Raw genomic sequence first — 17,667 nt, 5'->3', positions numbered from 1 at the left:
CGATCCTGGGCGCCGTGAGCGAGTCCAGCGGCGTGTCGACGATCGCCTTCCGCCGCCTCGATCCGGCGGCGGTGATCCCGCTCCGCCAGCATCCCGGCGACGCGGGCCTCGACCTCTGCTGCCTGGAGCCGATCCACCTCGAGCCGGGAGACCGGGCGATGGTGCCGACCGGCCTGGCGGTGGCGATCCCCGAGGGCCATGTGGGCCTGGTCGTGCCGCGGTCGGGGCTCGCCGCGCGCCACGGGATCTCGCTGGTCAACGCCCCGGGGACGATCGACGCCGGGTACCGCGGCGAGCTGCGGGTGCTGCTGCTCAACAGCGACCGCGAGCAGCCGTTCATCGCCTCCTCCGGGGAGCGGATCGCACAGCTGCTGGTGCTCCCGGTGGCGCTGCCGGTCGCCGTCGAGGTCGACGAGCTGGGCGAGACGGCGCGCGGCGACGGCGGCTTCGGGTCGACCGGGCGCTGAGATCCTGGGTCCAGCGCTGCGTACGGCGCTTGACGGGCCGACCGGCGGGTGGGCAAACGTCACCCACCGATGGTCCTCGGCCCACCTGGTGCCGCTTGCCGCCATCAGTGGCGGAGAACGTCACTCGGTGCGGTTCCCGAGGTTGGTGGGTGACGTTCCCACCCCCGGAGCGCCCGACGGGCTGCGTCCGGCGATCTGCCACCGCCGGCCCGCCGGCCCGCCGGCCTGAGGGCGCGGCGGCGGACGCAGACGGGCCGCCCGTGGGCGGCCCGTCGACGGTTCGCGCGCGCTTCGCTCCGACGGCGATCACCGCCGGCGCGCGGCGGCGCTACTTGACGAAGCCGAACTGCTTCAGGTACTCGCCGGCGGCCTGCTCCGGCGTCTCCTTGTCGAGGTCGATGCGGGCGTTCAGCTCCTGCACGACCGCCGCGTCGAGCTTGGCGTTGACCGCCTCGATCGTCGTCGCCAGGTCGGGGCCGGCCTTGTCGAAGCTGGCCTTGCGGACCACCAGCGTCGAGTTGTACGGCGGGAACATGCCCTTGTCGTCCTTCAGCAGCACGAACTTGTCGCGCTTGTTCTGCGGATCGGTCGTGAAGACGATCGACACGTCGGCCTGGCCGCCGCTCAGCACCTTGCTGCGCTGGCTCAGGTCGACCGGGACGAACTTCTTGAACTTCAGCCCGTAGGTCTTCTGCAGGCCGAGCAGGCAGTCGAGCCGCTGACGGCACTCGGGGCTGCCGTAGAGCGTCAGCTGGTCGGCGACCTTGGCCAGGTCGGAGATGTTCTTCAACCCGTACTTGGCGGCGGTCGCCTGCGTGACGGCGACCTCGTTGGACGAGGTGAACGGGGTCGGCGGCAGCGCGACCAGGTCCTGCTTGGCGAAGTCGGCCTTGACCTCGTCGTAGGCCGCGGCCGGATCGTGCGGCAGGGCGTCGGTCTTGACGCCGAAGAACGACAGCAGCGCGGTGCCGGTGTACTCCGGGTAGGCGTCGATGTCGCCCTGCTTGAGGGTCTTCAGCGCCGTCTGCTCGTCGCCGAGGTTGAGCTGCTTCTTGACCGTGTAGCCGGCCGCCTGCAGCGCCTGGGCGTAGATCTCGCCGAGCACCTTCTGCTCGGTGAAGTTCTTCGAGCCGATCGTCAGCGTGACCTTGCCGTTGGCGGCGTTGCTGACGATCGCGCCGCCGGCGTCGCTGGCGGTGGTCGTCGTCTCGGTCGACGCGCCGTCGGCCGTGGAGGTGCTGTCGCTCTTGCTGTCGTCGCTGCCGCACGCCGTCAGCCCGACGGCCGCGAGGGCCACGAGCGCGAGGACGAGGAGCAGTCGCAGATGTCGTTGCTTCATGAGGTGCTGAGGCCCTTTCCGGCCGTTTTGACGAAGAAGCGCCCACGCCGGGTGGCCCCGGGCGTGCCGCGCAGGGGCGCAGGGGTGACGGCGCGCTGGGCGGCGCCGAGGCCGACCTCGGCGACGACGGCCAGCAGCGCGACGACGATCGCCGCCGCGAGCTTGCCGGCGTCGCCGTAGACGCTCTGGCTGATGATCGGGTCGCCGAGCGTGACGACGCCGGCGATCGGGGCGATCGTCGCCGTCGCGATCACGTTGACGACCGAGGTCCGCAGGCCGCCGAAGATCAGCGGCAGCGCCAGCGGCAGCTCGATCTGGCGCATGACCTGGCCGTCCGTCAGGCCCTGGCCGACGGCGGCGTCGATCACGTCGCGGTCGACCTGGGTGACCCCGACGTAGGCGTTGGTCAGGATCGGCGGGATCGCCAGCAGCGCCAGGGCCAGCGCCACGTTGGCGAAGCCGACCCCGAGGAAGGCGATGAAGAGCGCGATCAGGACCAGGCTCGGGACCGCCCGTCCGACGTTGCTGACCGACACGGCGAGGAAGCCGCCGCGGCGCTTGTGGCCCAGGTACAGCCCGAGCGGCAGCGCGACCAGCGACGCCAGCCCGACGGCCGCGACGGTCACCAGCAGGTGCTTGCCGGTCAGCGAGGCGAACTCGCCGAGGCCGCCGACCTCGGCGCCGCCGGTCCGCGCCTCGCGGGCGTTGAAGATGAAGTCGATCGCGTCGCCGAAGATGCCCAGGATCGCCAGCGGGGTGCTCATGCCGGCACCGCCCGGGTCCACGGCGTCAGCAGCCGTTGGACGGCCAGCACCAGCAGGTCGAGCGCGATCGCCAGCAGCACGCAGAGCCCGCCGGCGACCAGCACGTTGCTCTTGAAGTTGAGGTCGGCGTAGATCGGGTCGCCGAGCCCGCCGGCGCCGGCGAAGAACGCCAGCGACGCGAGGCCGACCGTGGTCGTGGCGGCGATCCGCAGGCCGGCGGCGATCTCCGGCAGGGCGAGCGGGATCTCGACCCGCCAGAGCACCTGGCGGTCGTTCAGGCCCATCCCGCGGGCGGCGTCGACGACGTCGGAGGGAACCCCGTCGAGCCCGGTCACGACGTTGCGGAAGATGATCAGCAGCGTGTAGGAGACGAGCGCGATCTCGGCCGTCAGGAACCCGCGCCCGGTGATCGGCAGCAGCAGGAAGAACAGCGCCAGGCTCGGGATCGTGTAGAGGATCCCCGTCAGCTGCACGACCGGGGCGATCAGCCAGCGGCGGCGGTGGGCCAGCAGCGCGAGCGTGAACGAGATCGAGAAGCCGATCGCCAGCGCGACCACGGTCAGCAGCACGTGGCGGCCGAGCGGCTCCATGTAGCGGTCGAAGTGGTCGACGATCCAGGCTGGGCAGACGCCGTCGTCCGAGACGCACGAGGCGCCGGAGCCGCTCTCGCGGTTGCGGACGAACCCCTCGCCGCCCTGCGCGAGCAGCGGGATCGAACCGAGGGCGCCGCTCACGATCCCGTCCCCGGGCCCGCGCCGGCCTCGACCGGCTCGACCGGCGCCGGCCCGGGGGCCAGCTCGCGGGCGACGGCGTCGCTGGAGAGGATGCCGATCACCGCGCCGTGGCCGTCGACGACCGCGGCGAACTGGACGCGGTGGGCCAGCACGTCGCTGAAGGCGTCGCGCAGGATGTCGTCGCGCTCGACGGTGGCGACCGCCGATCCGACGCCCTCGACGACCCGCTCGCCCCGCAGGTCGTCGTCGTCGAGCCAGGCCAGCGGCCGGCCGTCGGCGTCGACCACCAGCGGGTAGGGGACCTGCGAGGTGCGCAGCTGCTCGCGGACCCAGGCGGTCGGATCGCCGTAGCGGACGCGGACGGTCTCCTCGAGCCGCAGGTCGCGGACGCGGCCGAGCGCCAGCCGCTTGAGCGCGCGGTCGGCGCCGACGAACTGCTCGACGAACTCGTCGGCGGGGGAGAGCAGCAGCTCGGCCGGGGTGGCGTACTGGGCCAGATGGCCGCCGGGGCGCATGACGGCGATCCGGTCGCCCATCTTGATCGCCTCGTCGATGTCGTGGGTGACGAAGACGATCGTGCGCTTGAGCGTCTCCTGCAGGCGCAGGAACTCGTTCTGGAGCCGCTCGCGGGTGATCGGGTCGATCGCCCCGAACGGCTCGTCCATCAGCATCAGCGGCGGGTCGACCGCGAGCGCGCGGGCGACCCCGACCCGCTGCCGCTGGCCGCCGGAGAGCTGCGCCGGGTAGCGGCCGGCGAACTCCGGGTCGAGCCCGACCAGCTCGAGCAGCTCGGCGGTGCGGTCGGCGATCCGGGCCTTCGGCCAGCCGAGCAGCTTGGGGACGGTGGCGACGTTCTCGGCGATCGTCCGGTGCGGGAAGAGCCCGGTCTGCTGGATCACGTAGCCGATGTCGCGTCGCAGCTCGGCCGCCGGCCGGGTGGTGTTCGGCTCGCCGTCGATCAGGATCTGGCCGCCGCTCGGCTCGATCATCCGGTTGACCATCCGCATCACGGTGGTCTTGCCGCAGCCGGACGGGCCGACCAGGACGAGGATCTCGCCGGCCGGCACGTCGAGCGACAGCGACTCGATGGTGGCGGCGGACGCTCCCGGGTAGCGCTTGACGACGTCGACGAACTCGAGCTGCGCCGGCGCGCGGTCGGGGCTGGCCGCCGAGGCCGGGGACGCGGCTGCGGCGGCGCCGGACGGGGTCTGGTCTGGTGTCGACATCCCGGGCTCCTGGTGCCACGCGGAGCCGTGGTCGACTCCGCGAAGGCGCGAGCCTAGCAGCCGGGTGCGGACGTCACCGCGCCGACTGATGAAAGTTGACTGGAATTCGGGAGTTTCGGATCGTGGCGGTGGGCGAGGCGATTCGAGACGGTTGGCGTCTCGGATTGCGTGAGACTCGCGGTCCCGCGCCGATCGGATCGCGACCGACCCGGTCGGTCGCGGGCGTCTGACGTGCGCTCAGACCCCGGCCGCTCTCCGGGCTCCGGCGTGGGCGGCGTCCTCGAGGGCGTCGTCCAGCGGGGCCAGGCTGCCGGGGGGCAGTTCGAGCGCGGTCGCGATCAGCCAGTCGGCGAACCAGGCGTTCTTGGGCAGCAGCGGGCCGTGCAGGTAGGTCCCGATCACGTTGCCCCGGCGGGCGCCCTCGGCGCCCGAGGCGCCGGTGTTGCCGTGGCCGGACAGCACCCGCCCCAACGGCGGCTGGGCGTCGGCGAGGATCGTGCGGCCACCGTGGTTCTCGAACCCGGCCAGGACGCGTCGCTCGCCGGGATCGCCGGCACCCGGCAGCTCGACCTCGATCGCGACGTTGCCGATCAGGCGACCCTCGCCGCGCTCGGTGTGGAGGTCGAGCAACCCGACCCCGGGCAGCGCGGTGGTGGCGTCGAGGGCGTAGCGGTGGCCGAGCAGCTGGTAGCCGCCGCAGACCGCCAGCACGGCGCCCCCGCGGGCGGCGTGCGCGTGGACCGCGTCGCGCTTGGTCGACACGAGGTCCTCGGCGCAGAGCCGCTGGTCGCGATCCTGGCCGCCGCCCAGGTACAGCAGGTCGTGGCCGTCGGGATCGAGCTCGTCGCCGATCGTCGTCCGGGTCAGGGCGAAGCCGATCCCGCGCCAGGCGCAGCGGCGCTCCAGCATCAGCAGGTTGCCGCGGTCGGCGTAGATGTTCAGCAGCTCGGGGTAGAGCGCCGCCACCCGCAGGGTCGGGCGCTCGCCGGCGGCGACGGCCTCGGGGACCGGGGGCAGATCAGGCACCGAGGATCACCACCTGGCTGGCGACGTGCTCGTCGGTGGCGGCGATCTCGCGCCGCGGATGGACCTGGAGGCCGAGCGCGCGGGCCTCGTCCTCCAGCTGCTCGGCGCTCAGCAGGTCGAGGACGATCCGGTCGTGGCTCTCGTGGCGCTCGCCAGAGGGCTCGACGATCTCGCGCACGCGGTCGAGGACGATCCGGTCGTCGCGGACGTCGACGCCGACCGGGCGGCTGGCGTAGACCGTGCCGTCGTGGTCGCGCATGTCGGGGGCGATCGCGGCGGCGTCGGCGGCATCGAACGGCTCGACCTCCTCGACCAGCGCGATCGCCGCCCGCCCGCCGGGTCGCAGCAGGCCGGCGATCTGGCCGAGGAAGCGGCCGCGGCCGTCGGCGCCGCCGAGCAGCTGGACCGTCTGCATCGGGGCCAGGACCAGGCCGAACCGCTCGCCGAGCGACAGCGCGCGGGCGTCGCCGACCGTCGCGCCCGCCGGCAGGCTGCGCAACGACGCCCGCCTGCGCAGCTCGGCGCAGAAGACCGGATCGATGTCGACGCCGAGCGTCGGGTGGCCGGCCCCGGCCAGGTCGAGCGCGACCCGTCCGGTGCCGCTGCCGAGGTCGAGCACGCGCCCGCCGGCGCCCGAGGACCAGCGCTCGGCCGCCAGCTCGCGCCACAGCAGCCGGTCGGCCTCGTAGCCGCCGCACTCCAGGTCGTGCCAGCGGACGTGGTCGAGATCGCGGTCGCGGGTCGCAGGCGCCGGCACGGTCGTCGGATCGGTCATGCGAACGAGCCCTCCGCGGCCCCGCGCCGGACGAGCTCCTCGCGCAGCTCCAGCATCGCGGTGTAGGTCGGGATCGCGTAGAGCGGCGCACCGTCGGGCGCGCGGTCGAGCGCGGCGTCGAGCGCCTGCCCGACGCCGTCGGTCACGACCGCGATCCGCTCCGGCGCGACGCCGGCGTACTTCCAGCGGACGGCCATCTCCGGCGCCCGGGTGCCGGCGCAGGTGACCCGCCGGACCCGCGGCGCGAGCTGCTCCAGGTCGGCGTCCCAGACCCACGAGACGTCGCGTCCGTCGGCGATCCGGTCGTTGAGGATCGCCAGCAGGTCCAGCTTGCCCTGCGCCAGCGCCAGCGTCCGCGCGACCTCGTTGGCCCCGGCCGGGTTCTTGACCAGCAGCAGCTGCAGCTCGCGACCGTCGATCGCGATCGTCTCGGCGCGGCCGAAGGCGGCCGCCGTGGTCTCCAGGCCCGCCGCGATCGTGGCCGCCGGGACGCCGAGCGCCGACGTCATCGCCGCAGCGGCGAGCGCGTTGTAGACGTTGTAGAGCCCCGGCAGCCGCAGCCGCACCTCGACGGTGCCGTCCGGCAGCCGCAGCGTCAGCCGCGCGCCGGTCGTGCCCTCGAGCACGATCCGCTCCGCGGTCACCTGCGGCGTCGGGCGCGCGTGACCGCAGTTGGGGCAGGCGTAGTGGCCGAGGTGGCCGACGAACGACGCGCTGTAGACGTAGGAGGAGCCGCAGACCCGGCAGGTCGTGGCGTCGGCGGCGTGCTCGATCGCCGGCAGCGCGACCGACGTGTCCTCGACGCCGAAGTAGAGGACGTCGTCGCGGCCGAGACCGAGGTCGGCGACCGCCGGATCGTCGGCGCCGAGCACCAGCCGCGGCGCGTCCGGTTGCCCGGCCGAGGCCTCGACCAGCTCGTGCCAGCGGTCGGCGATCGCCTCGAGCTCGCCGTAGCGGTCGAGCTGGTCGCGGAAGAGGTTGGCGAGCAGCAGCACGCGCGGGCGCAGTTGCTCGACCAGCCCGCCGAGCCAGAACTCGTCGACCTCGAACAGGCCGAGGTCGCCGGTCGGACGGCCGCGGCGCCAGGAGTCCAGCAGCGTCGCGGCGATCCCGCCGGCCATGTTGGCGCCCTGGCGGTTGTGGACGAGCGTCTCGCCGTGCCGCTCGAGGATCGACGCCGCCAGCGCCGCGGTGGTGGTCTTGCCGTTGGTCGCGCTGAGGACCGCCGATCCGTGCTCCAGCCGCGCCGCCATCCGCGCGATCGCGTCCGGGCGCAGGCGCGTGAGGACCTTGCCGGGCAGGCTGGTGCCGCCGCGGCCCGAGGCGCGGGCGGCCCGGCCGGCGGAGCGGGCGGCGGCGATCGCGGCCGCGAGCGGGACGCCGCTCACGCCACGCTCCCGGTCGGCGACGGGGCGAGCGCGGGGGAGCGGTGACCGACCGGGACCAGCACCCGCAGCGCCGCCGGGCGGGTCTCGAACGAGATCGGCAGCGCGCCGATCGGGTCGCCGTCGGCGTAGACCTCGTACGGGTGGTCGGCCTCGACCCGGACCGTGCTCGCGCGGTGGACCTGGATCTGCGGCAGGTCGACGTGCGTGCCCCGGAAGACCCGCGGCAGCAGCCGCAGCAGCCGCAGCCGGTCGCGGCGGTCGCAGCGGCCCGGGTCGCGGCCGGGGTGGCCGATCAGGACGACGTCGAAGCGCCCGTCGGCGATCGAGGCGCCGGGCGCCAGGCGCATCCCGCCGCCGTAGGTCCCGCCGTTGGCGATGGCGACGCTGAGGCCGTCGTGGAGCAGCGTCTCGCCGTCGAGGGTCAGTCGGTAGCGGGTCGGTCGCAGGTGCGCCAGGGCGCCGACGAGGCCCCAGACGTAGGCGGCCGAGCCGAGCCGGGCCGGCAGGCCGTTGGCGATCCGGTTGGCCTCGGAGTCGAAGCCGCACGAGGCGATCGAGAGGAAGGTCCGGGCGCGGCCGTCGGCGTGGGTCGCCACGCCGGCGTCGATCGCGACCGGCTCGCCGTCGGTCAGGACCGCCGCGGCCGCGTCCGCCGCCGCCGGCAGCCCGAGGAAGCGGGCGAAGTCGTTGCCGCGGCCCCCGGGGACGATCCCGATGGTCGCGCCGGGACGGTCGGAGAGCGCGTCGGCGACCAGGCCGAGCATCCCGTCGCCGCCGATCGCGACCGCGACGTCGCCGCGGTCGACGGCCTCGTGCGCGGCCGTGGCGACGTGCTCGGCGTCGCGCGTCAGGACGGCGCGGAAGGGGGCGTCGCGGGTGGCCAGCGCCCGCTGCAGGGCCCGCAGGACGTCACCGGCGCGGCCGCCTCCGGCGGCGGGGTTGGCCAGCAGGGCGAGCGACCGGACGGGCGTGGCGGTGCGCGATGACACGACGCCGCCGATCATCCCGGAGCCGGAGGCGGCTCGTCGTGCGACCGGCCACGGACGGGCGCGCGGGCCCCGACCGGGGTCGGCGCGGCTATCCTCGCCGGCGTGGCTCGCCGAACGATCGTCCCGTCCACCGCCGGGCGCCTGCCGCTGCTGCTGGCAGCGATGGCGCTCTCGACCGGTCTCGCCGCCTGCGGCAGCGACGACGAGGGGTCGTCGAGCAGCACGACCGAGCCGGCCACGACCGCGACCACCGACACGACCGCGTCGACCGGGTCCGACGTCAACGCGGACACCGGCTGCAAGGAGGTCTCGGCCCCGAAGCCGCGGACCGGGGAGCCGGACCTGCCCGAGCCGCGTCCGGCCCGGCTCAGCGGCACGTGGACCGTCACCTTCGTCACCAGCTGCGGCAGCTTCAGCTTCCGGCTCGACACCGCCCGCCAGCCGAAGACGGCGGCCTCGGTCGCGTCGCTGGTGCGGGCCAGGTTCTACGACGGGCTGACCTTCCACCGGATCTCGCCGGCGCCGCCGATCATCCAGGGCGGCGACCCGACCGGCGACGGCAGCGGCGGGCCGGGCTACAGCGTTGAGGAGACGCCCCCGAAGGACGCGGCCTACACCCGCGGGATCGTGGCGATGGCCAAGACCGGGCAGGAGCCGGCCGGTACCTCCGGCAGCCAGTTCTTCGTCGTCACCGGCGAGGACGCCCAGCTGCCGCCGGACTACGCGATCGCCGGCAAGGTGACCAAGGGCATCGACGTCGCCGAGCGGATCAACGGGCTCGGCACGGCCGACCCGAGCGGCGACGGCGCGCCGGTGCAGACCGTCGTGATCGAGAAGGCGACGCTGAAGCGCGGCTGAGGCCGCCGGCCCGACGGCTCAGCGCGCGACCGGCGTGCGCGAGATCCGCTCGGGCCGCTCCCAGCGCAGCTCGTAGACCTGGCGGTCGCCGTCGTCCTGGACGACCGACAGGCCGGCGCTGCGCAGCACCTGGTGGCTGGCCGGGTTGACCAGGTCGGTGTCGGCCCGCAGCCCGCGGATGTCGCTGCGGCCCTTGGCCCAGGCGACGATCTCGCGGACGGCCTCGGTGGCGTACTTGTTGCCGCGCCGCTGGGGCGCGATCGAGAAGGTGATCAGCGCCACGCGGTCGAGGGCGCCGGGCCGCTCGAGGAACGTGAAGTCGCCGACCACGACCCCCTCGTCGGCGAGGATCAGCTGGTACTGCGTCCAGGGACCGACATCGCGGCCCGGGCTGGAGTCGCGGCGGCGCTCCTGCACCATGGCGGCGGCGACGAGGCTCTCGTCGAGGGGGTAGCCGTCGGCCCACGGACGGTCCGGATCCTGGAGGCCCTGGAGCAGGGCGTCGAAGTCGGCGTCGTCCATCGGCCGCACGATCAGACGCGCGGTCCGGAGAGTCCCATGCGGATCCGTCACGACCCGAGGCTACCGGGCCGGCGGCCGCAGCGGGGGAAGGAATCGGGGCGCGGGCCGGTTCGAGCCCCGCCGTCGCGGCCGCGGACGCGGCCTGGCGAGCTGGCGTACGGCCGCTCGGGATCAGCCGCGGCGGCGCGCGGCGCGGTTGACCGGCTCACGCGTCTGCTGGGCCTGCTCGGCCCGCTTGGCCTGCGCGGCCCGCTGTCGCCGCCGGCCCCACATCACCAGGCCGACGAGCACCGCGACCAGCACGAGCACGCCGAGGACGATCGTCGAAGCGGTGTCGAGGCCGCCGAACGGGAGCGCCACGAGGGCCACCAGGCCGGTGCCGACCGCGCCGAGCAGCACCAGCAGCAGGACGATCAGGAAGATCCCGCGGGCCCGGGCCAGTCCGCCGGCCCCGGCCGGCGGGATCAGCAGGCCGGAGAGCCGCAGCAGCAGCAGCTGGCGGCCGGAGGGCGCCTCCTGGCCGAGCCGCTGGGCGGCCGCGGCGAGGTCCCCGGAGCGTCGCTCGGCGAGCGCCAGGGCGGCCTCGGCCATCCGCCGGATCTGCGGGCGCTCCTGCGGGCGAGCGGCGGCCAGCGCCTGCTGGAAGTAGCGGCGCGCGGCCGGGGCGTCGTAGCGCTCGGCGGCGCGGCTGCCGAGGATCGCCATCGCCGCTGCGCGGTTCTTCGTCTCCCGCGCGAGGTCGTCGTCGGAGCGCTGCTCCATCTGCTGCATGGCCGCCAACGCGCCGCGCTGCTCGATCCGGATCTGACGCTGCTGCTGCTTGGCCATCGGGTTGGCGATGCTACCTCCTGCCGCCGGCTCCGGCGGCCTCAGGGCCGATCAGGACCAGGCGCCGCCGGCCCGCAGCGGGTCGGGGGAACGCGCGCAGCGGCGGATCGACCGGCTCCGGATCGGTCAGGTTGGCGGCGCGGCCGGCCCCGGGCACCGCGACGAAGCCGCGCGGGCCGGGTGCGGCGCGGGTCGGTTTCGGGCATGGTTCGCCGCGGATGCGCACGCTGGTCATCTCCGACCTGCACCTCGGCTCGCGGGGGCTGCGGGACGTGCTGCGGCAGCCGCCGGCGCTCGAGGCGCTCGTCGCGGCGGTCCGCCGGGTCGACCGGCTGGTGCTGCTGGGCGACGTCGTCGAGCTGCTGGAGGGGCGCGTCGCGGGGGCCCTGGCCGAGGCCGAGCCGGTGCTGTCCGCGCTCGGGCGGGCGATGGAGGGCGGCGAGATCGTCGTCGTCCCCGGCAACCACGACCACCTGCTGGTGCGGGCCTGGCTGCGCCAGCGGCGGGCGGACCAGCAGCCGCTGGGAGCCGCGACGCGGGTCCCGCAGGACGCGACCGAGTCGCTCGCCGAGGTCACCGCCGCGCTGCGCCCGCGCGACGGGCGGGTCCGGGTCCAGTACCCCGGCGCCTGGCTCGGACCGCACGTCTACGCCCACCACGGCCACTACCTGGACCTGCACCTGGCGTCGACGCCGCTGGCGCGGATCGCGCGCGCGGCCGGCGAGTCCGCGCTCGGCCCCGCCGACGCCTACGAGCTGGGGCGGACGACGTCGGTGGCCGCGGCCTCGCTGGTCGTCCGCGACCTGCCGGACGCCTTCGAGGAGGGGATCGAGCGGTTCACCGGCCTCGCCCGGGCGCTCGGCAAGGCGCTGATCTCCGGCGGCGACAACCCCCGGGCCCGCGCCCGGGTCGAGCGGATCGCGCCGCTCGGATCCGATCTGCTCGATCGACGGCTGGAGGCCGGCGGGCTCGAGGCGCTGCGGCGGGTCTGCGGCGACCTCGGGGTGCTGCCGCGGGCCCGCCACGTGCTCTTCGGCCACGTCCACCGGCTCGGCCCGCTGACGGCCGAGGAGGCGCTGGGCCCGTGGCACCCGGACCCGGACGGGCCGTGGCTGTGGAACAGCGGCAGCTGGGTCTACGAGCCGCTGCTGGTGTCGCCGGCCGACGTCCAGGCGCCGTACTGGCCGGGCGGCGCGCTGCTGCTGGAGGACGAGCGGACGCCGCAGGTGCTGCGGCTGCTCGGGGACGTGCCGCCGGAGCGCTACGTGCGCCAGCCGCGCGCGGTCGCCGGGGGCGAGCAGGCCGAGCAGCCGGCCGCCGACGGCGGCGGGGACGACCCCGACCTCTACGACGTCGACGCCGAGGCCGAGCTGCTCGGGGACGACGAAACGACGGCCTGACGGCGACGCGGGCCGGCGGACGGTGGTCCGCCGGCCGCGCGCCGTCGCGGTCGGTCGATCCGCGGCGGATCGCCCGACCGGAGCGCGCTAGCCGCGGTGGGCCAGCGCGTCGCGGATCTCGGTCAGGAGCGCGACCTCGTCGGACGGGCCCTCCTCGGCCTCCTCCTTCTTCATCACCTTGGTGATCGCCTTGACGATGAAGAACAGCACCGTGCCGATGATCAGGAAGTTGATCACCAGCGTGATGAACGTCCCGATCATGATCTTGGCGTCACCGATGTCGATGACGATGTCGTTGAAGCTCGGCTTGCCGACGATCGCCGCGATGATCGGCATCAGGATGTCGTCGACCAGCGACTTGACGACCAGCCCGAAGGCCGTCGCGAGGATGAAGGCGACCGCGATGTCGACGAGGTTGCCCTTGAACAGGAAGTCCTTCAGCTCTTTGAGCATGTGATGTGTGGGTGTGGGTGGGAGGCAGGATCGAGCGGACCGCCGGCCCCGCCCGCCGCGATCGGCCCCGACGGGGCGCGACGGCTCGGACACGGGCACGTCCCGCTCGGGCGCCTCTTCGCTCTGCGTACGGCGTTCCCTTCGTCCGGTCACCGATCGGGCGCGACCTGCCACGATTGCCGGGTGGACGGCCGACCCGGCGTCGATCCCCGAGAGGTGCTCGGCGTCGCCCCGGGGGCGGACGTCGACGAGGTCACGGCGGCCTTCCGGCGACTGGCCAAGCAGTGGCACCCCGACACCGTCGGCGACCGGGCCGCCGCCGATCGGATGGCCCTGATCAACGCCGCCTACGCCGCGCTGCGGGTGCCGGGCCCGCCGCCGTCGGACGAGCGCGGGCGGCCCGGGGGCGCGACCGCTCCCGCTGCCGGCGAGGGGCTCGCGCCCGCCGTCCGCCGCGCCCTCGGGCACGAGCTGCGGCGCGCGCTCGAGCCCGGCGAGGCGGTCCGCCTGGTGGTGCCGGCGGCGACCTGGGCGAGCCCGCAGACGATCCTCGCGGTGACCGATCGACGGCTGCTGTGGCTGCTCGACGACGCGCCAGTCCACCGCGTCCGCGAGCTGCGCTTCGGCGAGCTGCGCCAGGCCGCCGTGCGCCGGCCGCGGCCGTGGCGGCGACGGGCGCAGGTGGTCCTGGAGGACCGTCGCGGGCGGCGCACGAGCTTCGGCGAGCTGGCGCCGGAGACGGCCGCGGCGATCGTCCGGCGGGCCGATCTCGGTGCCCGGCCGACGCACGACCGCCCGGCGGTCTAGGATCCTCCGCGCTATGGACGACTGGTCGCTCTTCGTCGGGGTCCTTCTGGGCCTGGTCACCCTCGCCTACGGGATCAACCTCGCCACCTCGGCGATCTGACCGCGGCGCGCGGTCGCGGTCGCGCTGAGCGCGATCCCCGGCCCGCCGCCCCCGGTCAGCCCAGATCGGCGCGCAGCCGCTGCACCAGCGTCGCGGTCGACGGCTCGATCGTGCCACCCGATCCGTCGATGAACGCCGCGACCTGCAGGTTCAGTGGCACGCCCTCCTCGCCGGCCTGCCGCAGGTCGCTGCGGATCCCGTAGCAGCGCAGCCCGAGCCCGCAGGCGAAGCCGACCTCGGCGACGGTCCCGCTGTCGGGCTCCTGCCCGTCCAGGTGCGCCACCAGCAGCGCGCTCGAGCGGATCGCCTGCGCGTTGCGGCGGCCGACCTCGAGCGCCCACGCGCGCTGCCGGCCGGCGGCGGCCGCGGCAGCGAACTCGTCGGCGCTGCTCAGCGACCACGGGTCGACCGGCGTCACCACCTCGGCCAGCGACGCCAGCAGCACGTCGCGGTACCAGTCGCGGGTGGTCTCGGAGAAGCCCAGCGGGCTGGCGACGTAGCAGCGGGGGAGGGCCATGCCCGGGCACGGTAGCGGGCGCGGCCCCCGGCCCCACGGGGTCCCCGGAGCCCGTTGCTAGCGTCGGGGCATGCCCCGGATCGCGACCACCGACCTCGACGTCTTCCCGCTCAACCTGGGCGGCAACGTGTTCGGATGGACGGCCGACGAACGGCAGTCGCACGCGGTCCTCGACGCCTTCGCGGCGGCCGGCGGCAACTTCGTCGACACCGCCGACTCCTACTCGGCCTGGGTGCCGGGGCACGAGGGCGGCGAGTCCGAGGCGATCATCGGCCGCTGGCTGCGTGGGCGGTCGCGGGACGAGGTCGTGATCGCGACCAAGGTCTCGCAGCACCCGGGTCGTCCGGGCCTCGGCCGCGACAACGTGCTCGCGGCCGCCGAGGACTCCCTGCGGCGGCTGGGCACCGACCACATCGACCTCTACTACGCCCACTTCGACGACGAGTCCGCGCCGCTGGTGGAGACGCTGCGGGCGTTCGACCAGCTGGTCCGCGAGGGCAAGGTGCGCTACATCGCCGGCTCCAACTACAGCGCCGAGCGGCTGGCCGAGGCGCTGGCGATCCAGGAGCGGGAGGGGCTGGCGAAGTGGGTCGCCCTGCAGCCGCACTACAACCTGGTCGAGCGGGCCGAGTTCGAGCAGGGCAAGCGCGAGATCGCCGAGCGGGAGGGGCTCGGCGTGCTGCCGTACTGGGCGCTCGCCAAGGGCTTCCTGACCGGCAAGTACCGCGATCCGGCGGCGCCGGGGGAGAGCCCGCGGTCGGCGTCGGCGCTGGAGTACCTGGACGACCGCGGGCGGGCGGTGCTGGCCGCGCTCGACGAGGTGGCCGCGAACCACGCGACCTCGGTGACCGCGGTCTCGATCGCCTGGCTCGCCGCCCAGCCGACGGTGGTCGCGCCGATCGCCAGCGCCCGCACCGTCGAGCAGCTCGACGCGCTGCTGGACGGCGCGCGCCTGCGGCTGGCCGACGACGAGCTGCGACGGCTCGACGAGGTCTCGGCGCCGGTCGCCGGCGGCGACCGGGCCTGAGCCCGGGCTCAGGCCCGCGTCTCGACGAGGGCGGCGGCCGGGACGGTCGTCGCGTCGCCGCCGTCGCGGCGCCGGCTCGGGATCAGCGAGCCGATCGCGATCGCCACGAGCAGCGCGGCGGTGCACATCGCGAATCCGAGCCGGAAGCCGTCCTCGGCGGGAAGGCCGGTCGTCGCGACCACCTGGCCGGCCAGGAAGGTGCCGGCCAGCTGCGCCCCGAGCGCGCCGCCGACCGTCCGCGTGACCGTGTTCATGCCGGTCGCGATCCCGGTCTGGTCCTGGGGCACCGAGGTCACGATCAGGTTCGCCATCGCGGCGAAGGCGAGCCCGATGCCGGCGCCCATCAGGCCGCTGGCGACGTAGATCTGCCACTGCTCGGCGTGGGCGACCCAGAGCATCAGGTAAGCGGCGGTCCCGAAGACCGTGCCCGCCAGCAGCGCCGACTTCGACCCGAACCGCCGCTCGATCCAGCCGGCCATCGGGCCGATCGCCAGCTGGGCCATCGTCGCCGGCAGCAGGAACAGGCCGGCCGCCGTGACCGACGCGCCGAAGCCGTAGCCGGTGCTGCGCGGCTCCTGGACCAGCTGCGGGATCAGGATGAACGAGGAGTACATCCCGACGCCGACCAGCAGCGCGACGACGTTGGTCGTCCAGACGCCGCGGATCCGCATCACCCGCATGTCGACGAGCGGATAGCGCACGCGCAGCTCGCTGCGGATCCAGAGGCCGAGCGCCGCCAGGCCGAGCGCGATCAGCCCGAGCGTCCGCGGCGAGCCCCAGCCCCAGCTGGACGCCTGGCTGACGGACACCAGCACCAGCGCCAGGCCGGCGGACAGCAGCCCGGCTCCGACCCAGCTGATCTTGCCCGGGGCGGTCACGGGCGACTCCGGGACGTAGCGCCAGGTCGCCCAGGCGGCGACGACGATCATCACCAGCGGGATCCAGAACAGCCAGTGGTAGGAGAGGTGCTCGACGATCACGCCGGCGAGCACGACGCCGAGCCCGCCGCCGACGCCCAGCAGCGAGGAGACCAGGCCGATGCTGGCGGCGACCTTGTGGCGCGGGAACTCGTCGCGGATGATCGCGAACGCGAGCGGGAAGATCCCGCCGCCGGCCCCCTGGACGACCCGCCCGACGATCAGCAGGCCGATCGAGTTGGCGACCGCCGAGATCAGGGCTCCGACGCCGAACGCGATCAGCACGCCGAGCAGCACCCGCTCCTTGCCGTGGATGTCGCCGAGTCGCCCGAGGATCGGCGTCAGCACCGAGGCGCTGAGCAGGTAGCCGGTGAGCATCCAGCTGACCGTGCTCTCCGACGCGCCGGTCTCGCGTTGGATGTCCGGCAGGGCTGGCGCCACCAGCGACTGCAGGAGCGCGAACACGATCCCGGCCAGGACCAGGACGGCGAGGGTGACGTTGGGCGAGGAGCGACGAGTAGATGACTTCATGGGCCAGGCAAATGCTTCGGGGGCGCGGGGGTGCGACGAGGGGGCTCGCGCGGGGGCCATCCAGTATGCACACTGGATCGATGCACCCAGCGGGCGACGAGCTCGCGACGCTCCGGCGGGGCCTGGTGGAGCGGCTGCGGAGCCAGGGGGTCCTGTCCGACGACGCCGTCGCCGCGGCGATCGCTCGCGTGCCGCGGCACCTGTTCGTGCCGGGCGCCCCGGCCGCCGCCTACCGCGACGCGGTGATCGCGACCAAGTGGGACGCCGACGGCCAGGCGATCAGCTCCTCGTCGCAGCCGGGGATGATGGCGCTGATGCTCCAGCAGCTGGCGGTCGATCCCGGCCACCGGGTGCTCGAGATCGGTGCCGGCACCGGCTACAACGCGGCCCTGCTGGCGATCCTGGCCGGCCCGGCGGGGCGGGTGACCACGGTCGACATCGACGAGGATCTGGTCCGCGCCGCGCGCGATCACCTGGCGGCGGCCGGGATCGGCCCGGTCGAGGTGGTCCGCGGCGACGGGGCCGACGGCTGGGCGGTCGGGGCGCCCTACGACCGGATCGAGCTGACCGTCGCGGCCGACGACCTCGCGCCCGCCTGGCGCGAGCAGCTGGCCCCGGGCGGACGGCTGGTGCTGCCGCTTGCGCTGCGGGCGGTCCAGCGATCGGTGGCCCTGGTCGCCGACGGCGACGGCGGACTCGAGAGCCGGTCGATCAGCGACTGCGCGTTCATGCCGCTGCGTGGCAGCCTGGCGGCGCGCCGCACGCGGGTCGTGATCGACGGCACGGTCGCGCTCGAGGCACCCGACGAGCGCGCGCTCGATCGCGAGGCGCTGGCGGCGGCGCTGCGGCGGCCAGGTGCGGCCGTCGCCTGCGGGGTCGCGGTCCGGCCCCACGAGCTGTGGGGCGGGCTGGGGCTCTGGATCGCGGTCGCGGACGCCGACGCCGGTCGGCTGCTGGTCACGCCGGGCTGGGGGCGCCGCTCGCTGCGGCCCGCCGAGC

Annotated in this window: 20 protein-coding genes; 6 read left to right on the top strand and 14 right to left on the bottom strand. The window is 74.8% G+C overall.

Annotated features, from left to right (window positions below; all coding sequences use genetic code 11):
• Positions 1 to 14: 14 nt before the first annotated feature.
• On the top strand, positions 15 to 467 hold the full coding sequence (dut, locus tag PAI11_RS05680) for a dUTP diphosphatase (RefSeq protein WP_007571809.1): 453 nt from the start codon (positions 15 to 17) through the stop codon (positions 465 to 467).
• Between the two features lie 328 nt (positions 468 to 795).
• Here the strand turns inward: dut and PAI11_RS05675 are convergent, their stop codons facing one another.
• From PAI11_RS05675 to PAI11_RS05640, 8 genes are all read right to left on the bottom strand, one after another.
• Positions 796 to 1,806, bottom strand: coding sequence for a glycine betaine ABC transporter substrate-binding protein (locus PAI11_RS05675; protein ID WP_007571807.1), 1,011 nt, complete (start codon positions 1,804 to 1,806; stop codon positions 796 to 798).
• The gene (locus PAI11_RS05670) at positions 1,803 to 2,570 is read right to left on the bottom strand and encodes an ABC transporter permease (protein WP_081488281.1); all 768 of its coding nucleotides are present in this window, start codon (positions 2,568 to 2,570) and stop codon (positions 1,803 to 1,805) included. The genes PAI11_RS05675 and PAI11_RS05670 overlap by 4 nt, the downstream gene beginning before the upstream one ends.
• Positions 2,567 to 3,304: an ABC transporter permease gene (locus PAI11_RS05665; protein ID WP_244406513.1), complete on the bottom strand. Its 738-nt coding sequence runs from the start codon at positions 3,302 to 3,304 to the stop codon at positions 2,567 to 2,569. The genes PAI11_RS05670 and PAI11_RS05665 overlap by 4 nt, the downstream gene beginning before the upstream one ends.
• Complete coding sequence (locus tag PAI11_RS05660) at positions 3,301 to 4,530, bottom strand: ABC transporter ATP-binding protein (protein WP_007571804.1); 1,230 nt, start codon at positions 4,528 to 4,530, stop codon at positions 3,301 to 3,303. The genes PAI11_RS05665 and PAI11_RS05660 overlap by 4 nt, the downstream gene beginning before the upstream one ends.
• A gap of 237 nt (positions 4,531 to 4,767) precedes the next feature.
• Positions 4,768 to 5,556, bottom strand: a complete 789-nt coding sequence (locus PAI11_RS05655) for a type 1 glutamine amidotransferase (protein WP_007571802.1) — start codon at positions 5,554 to 5,556, stop codon at positions 4,768 to 4,770.
• Positions 5,549 to 6,331 (bottom strand): class I SAM-dependent methyltransferase, encoded by a 783-nt coding sequence (locus PAI11_RS27755; protein ID WP_007571799.1) that lies wholly within the window; start codon positions 6,329 to 6,331, stop codon positions 5,549 to 5,551. The genes PAI11_RS05655 and PAI11_RS27755 overlap by 8 nt, the downstream gene beginning before the upstream one ends.
• On the bottom strand, positions 6,328 to 7,719 hold the full coding sequence (locus tag PAI11_RS05645) for a MurT ligase domain-containing protein (protein WP_007571797.1): 1,392 nt from the start codon (positions 7,717 to 7,719) through the stop codon (positions 6,328 to 6,330). Before PAI11_RS05645 ends, PAI11_RS27755 begins: the two co-directional genes overlap by 4 nt.
• Positions 7,716 to 8,708: a diacylglycerol/lipid kinase family protein gene (locus PAI11_RS05640; RefSeq protein ID WP_007571795.1), complete on the bottom strand. Its 993-nt coding sequence runs from the start codon at positions 8,706 to 8,708 to the stop codon at positions 7,716 to 7,718. The genes PAI11_RS05645 and PAI11_RS05640 overlap by 4 nt, the downstream gene beginning before the upstream one ends.
• 102 nt (positions 8,709 to 8,810) lie before the next feature.
• Here PAI11_RS05640 and PAI11_RS23975 point away from each other — a divergent pair, with 102 nt between their 5' ends.
• The gene (locus PAI11_RS23975; protein WP_007571793.1) at positions 8,811 to 9,566 is read left to right on the top strand and encodes a peptidylprolyl isomerase; all 756 of its coding nucleotides are present in this window, start codon (positions 8,811 to 8,813) and stop codon (positions 9,564 to 9,566) included.
• Positions 9,567 to 9,584: 18 nt separating this feature from the next.
• Here PAI11_RS23975 and PAI11_RS05630 read toward each other — a convergent pair whose 3' ends face one another.
• From PAI11_RS05630 to PAI11_RS26170, 3 genes are all read right to left on the bottom strand, one after another.
• Positions 9,585 to 10,097, bottom strand: coding sequence for a GNAT family N-acetyltransferase (locus PAI11_RS05630; RefSeq protein WP_280109758.1), 513 nt, complete (start codon positions 10,095 to 10,097; stop codon positions 9,585 to 9,587).
• A gap of 162 nt (positions 10,098 to 10,259) precedes the next feature.
• Positions 10,260 to 10,916, bottom strand: coding sequence for a hypothetical protein (locus PAI11_RS05625; RefSeq protein ID WP_007571789.1), 657 nt, complete (start codon positions 10,914 to 10,916; stop codon positions 10,260 to 10,262).
• Positions 10,917 to 10,929: 13 nt separating this feature from the next.
• On the bottom strand, positions 10,930 to 11,151 hold the full coding sequence (locus PAI11_RS26170) for a hypothetical protein (RefSeq protein WP_138974124.1): 222 nt from the start codon (positions 11,149 to 11,151) through the stop codon (positions 10,930 to 10,932).
• Between PAI11_RS26170 and PAI11_RS05620 the strand changes: the two genes are divergently transcribed.
• On the top strand, positions 11,135 to 12,316 hold the full coding sequence (locus tag PAI11_RS05620; RefSeq protein WP_007571786.1) for a metallophosphoesterase: 1,182 nt from the start codon (positions 11,135 to 11,137) through the stop codon (positions 12,314 to 12,316). The two genes, PAI11_RS26170 and PAI11_RS05620, sit on opposite strands and share 17 nt — an antisense overlap.
• Before the next feature lie 87 nt (positions 12,317 to 12,403).
• On the opposite strand, the gene mscL is transcribed toward PAI11_RS05620, so the two are convergent.
• On the bottom strand, positions 12,404 to 12,769 hold the full coding sequence (gene mscL, locus PAI11_RS05615) for a large conductance mechanosensitive channel protein MscL (RefSeq protein ID WP_040598566.1): 366 nt from the start codon (positions 12,767 to 12,769) through the stop codon (positions 12,404 to 12,406).
• A 183-nt stretch (positions 12,770 to 12,952) separates the two neighbouring features.
• Between mscL and PAI11_RS23970 the strand changes: the two genes are divergently transcribed.
• Positions 12,953 to 13,576, top strand: coding sequence for a J domain-containing protein (locus PAI11_RS23970; RefSeq protein WP_050897124.1), 624 nt, complete (start codon positions 12,953 to 12,955; stop codon positions 13,574 to 13,576).
• 155 nt (positions 13,577 to 13,731) lie between these two features.
• Here the strand turns inward: PAI11_RS23970 and PAI11_RS05605 are convergent, their stop codons facing one another.
• Entirely contained in the window at positions 13,732 to 14,193 is a 462-nt protein-coding gene (locus PAI11_RS05605; RefSeq protein WP_007571780.1) for a nucleoside 2-deoxyribosyltransferase, read from the bottom strand.
• Between the two features lie 70 nt (positions 14,194 to 14,263).
• Between PAI11_RS05605 and PAI11_RS05600 the strand changes: the two genes are divergently transcribed.
• On the top strand, positions 14,264 to 15,220 hold the full coding sequence (locus tag PAI11_RS05600; protein WP_007571778.1) for an aldo/keto reductase: 957 nt from the start codon (positions 14,264 to 14,266) through the stop codon (positions 15,218 to 15,220).
• Positions 15,221 to 15,228: 8 nt separating this feature from the next.
• Here PAI11_RS05600 and PAI11_RS05595 read toward each other — a convergent pair whose 3' ends face one another.
• Entirely contained in the window at positions 15,229 to 16,668 is a 1,440-nt protein-coding gene (locus tag PAI11_RS05595) for an MFS transporter (protein WP_007571776.1), read from the bottom strand.
• 80 nt (positions 16,669 to 16,748) lie between these two features.
• Between PAI11_RS05595 and PAI11_RS05590 the strand changes: the two genes are divergently transcribed.
• A partial coding sequence (locus PAI11_RS05590; RefSeq protein WP_050897123.1) for a methyltransferase domain-containing protein occupies positions 16,749 to 17,667 on the top strand: 919 nt, incomplete at its 3' end.

The organism is Patulibacter medicamentivorans (assembly GCF_000240225.1).
GTDB lineage: Bacteria > Actinomycetota > Thermoleophilia > Solirubrobacterales > Solirubrobacteraceae > Patulibacter > Patulibacter medicamentivorans.
The sequence above is the reverse complement of the archived record's forward strand: the minus strand, read 5'-3'. Positions and strand labels throughout refer to the sequence as shown.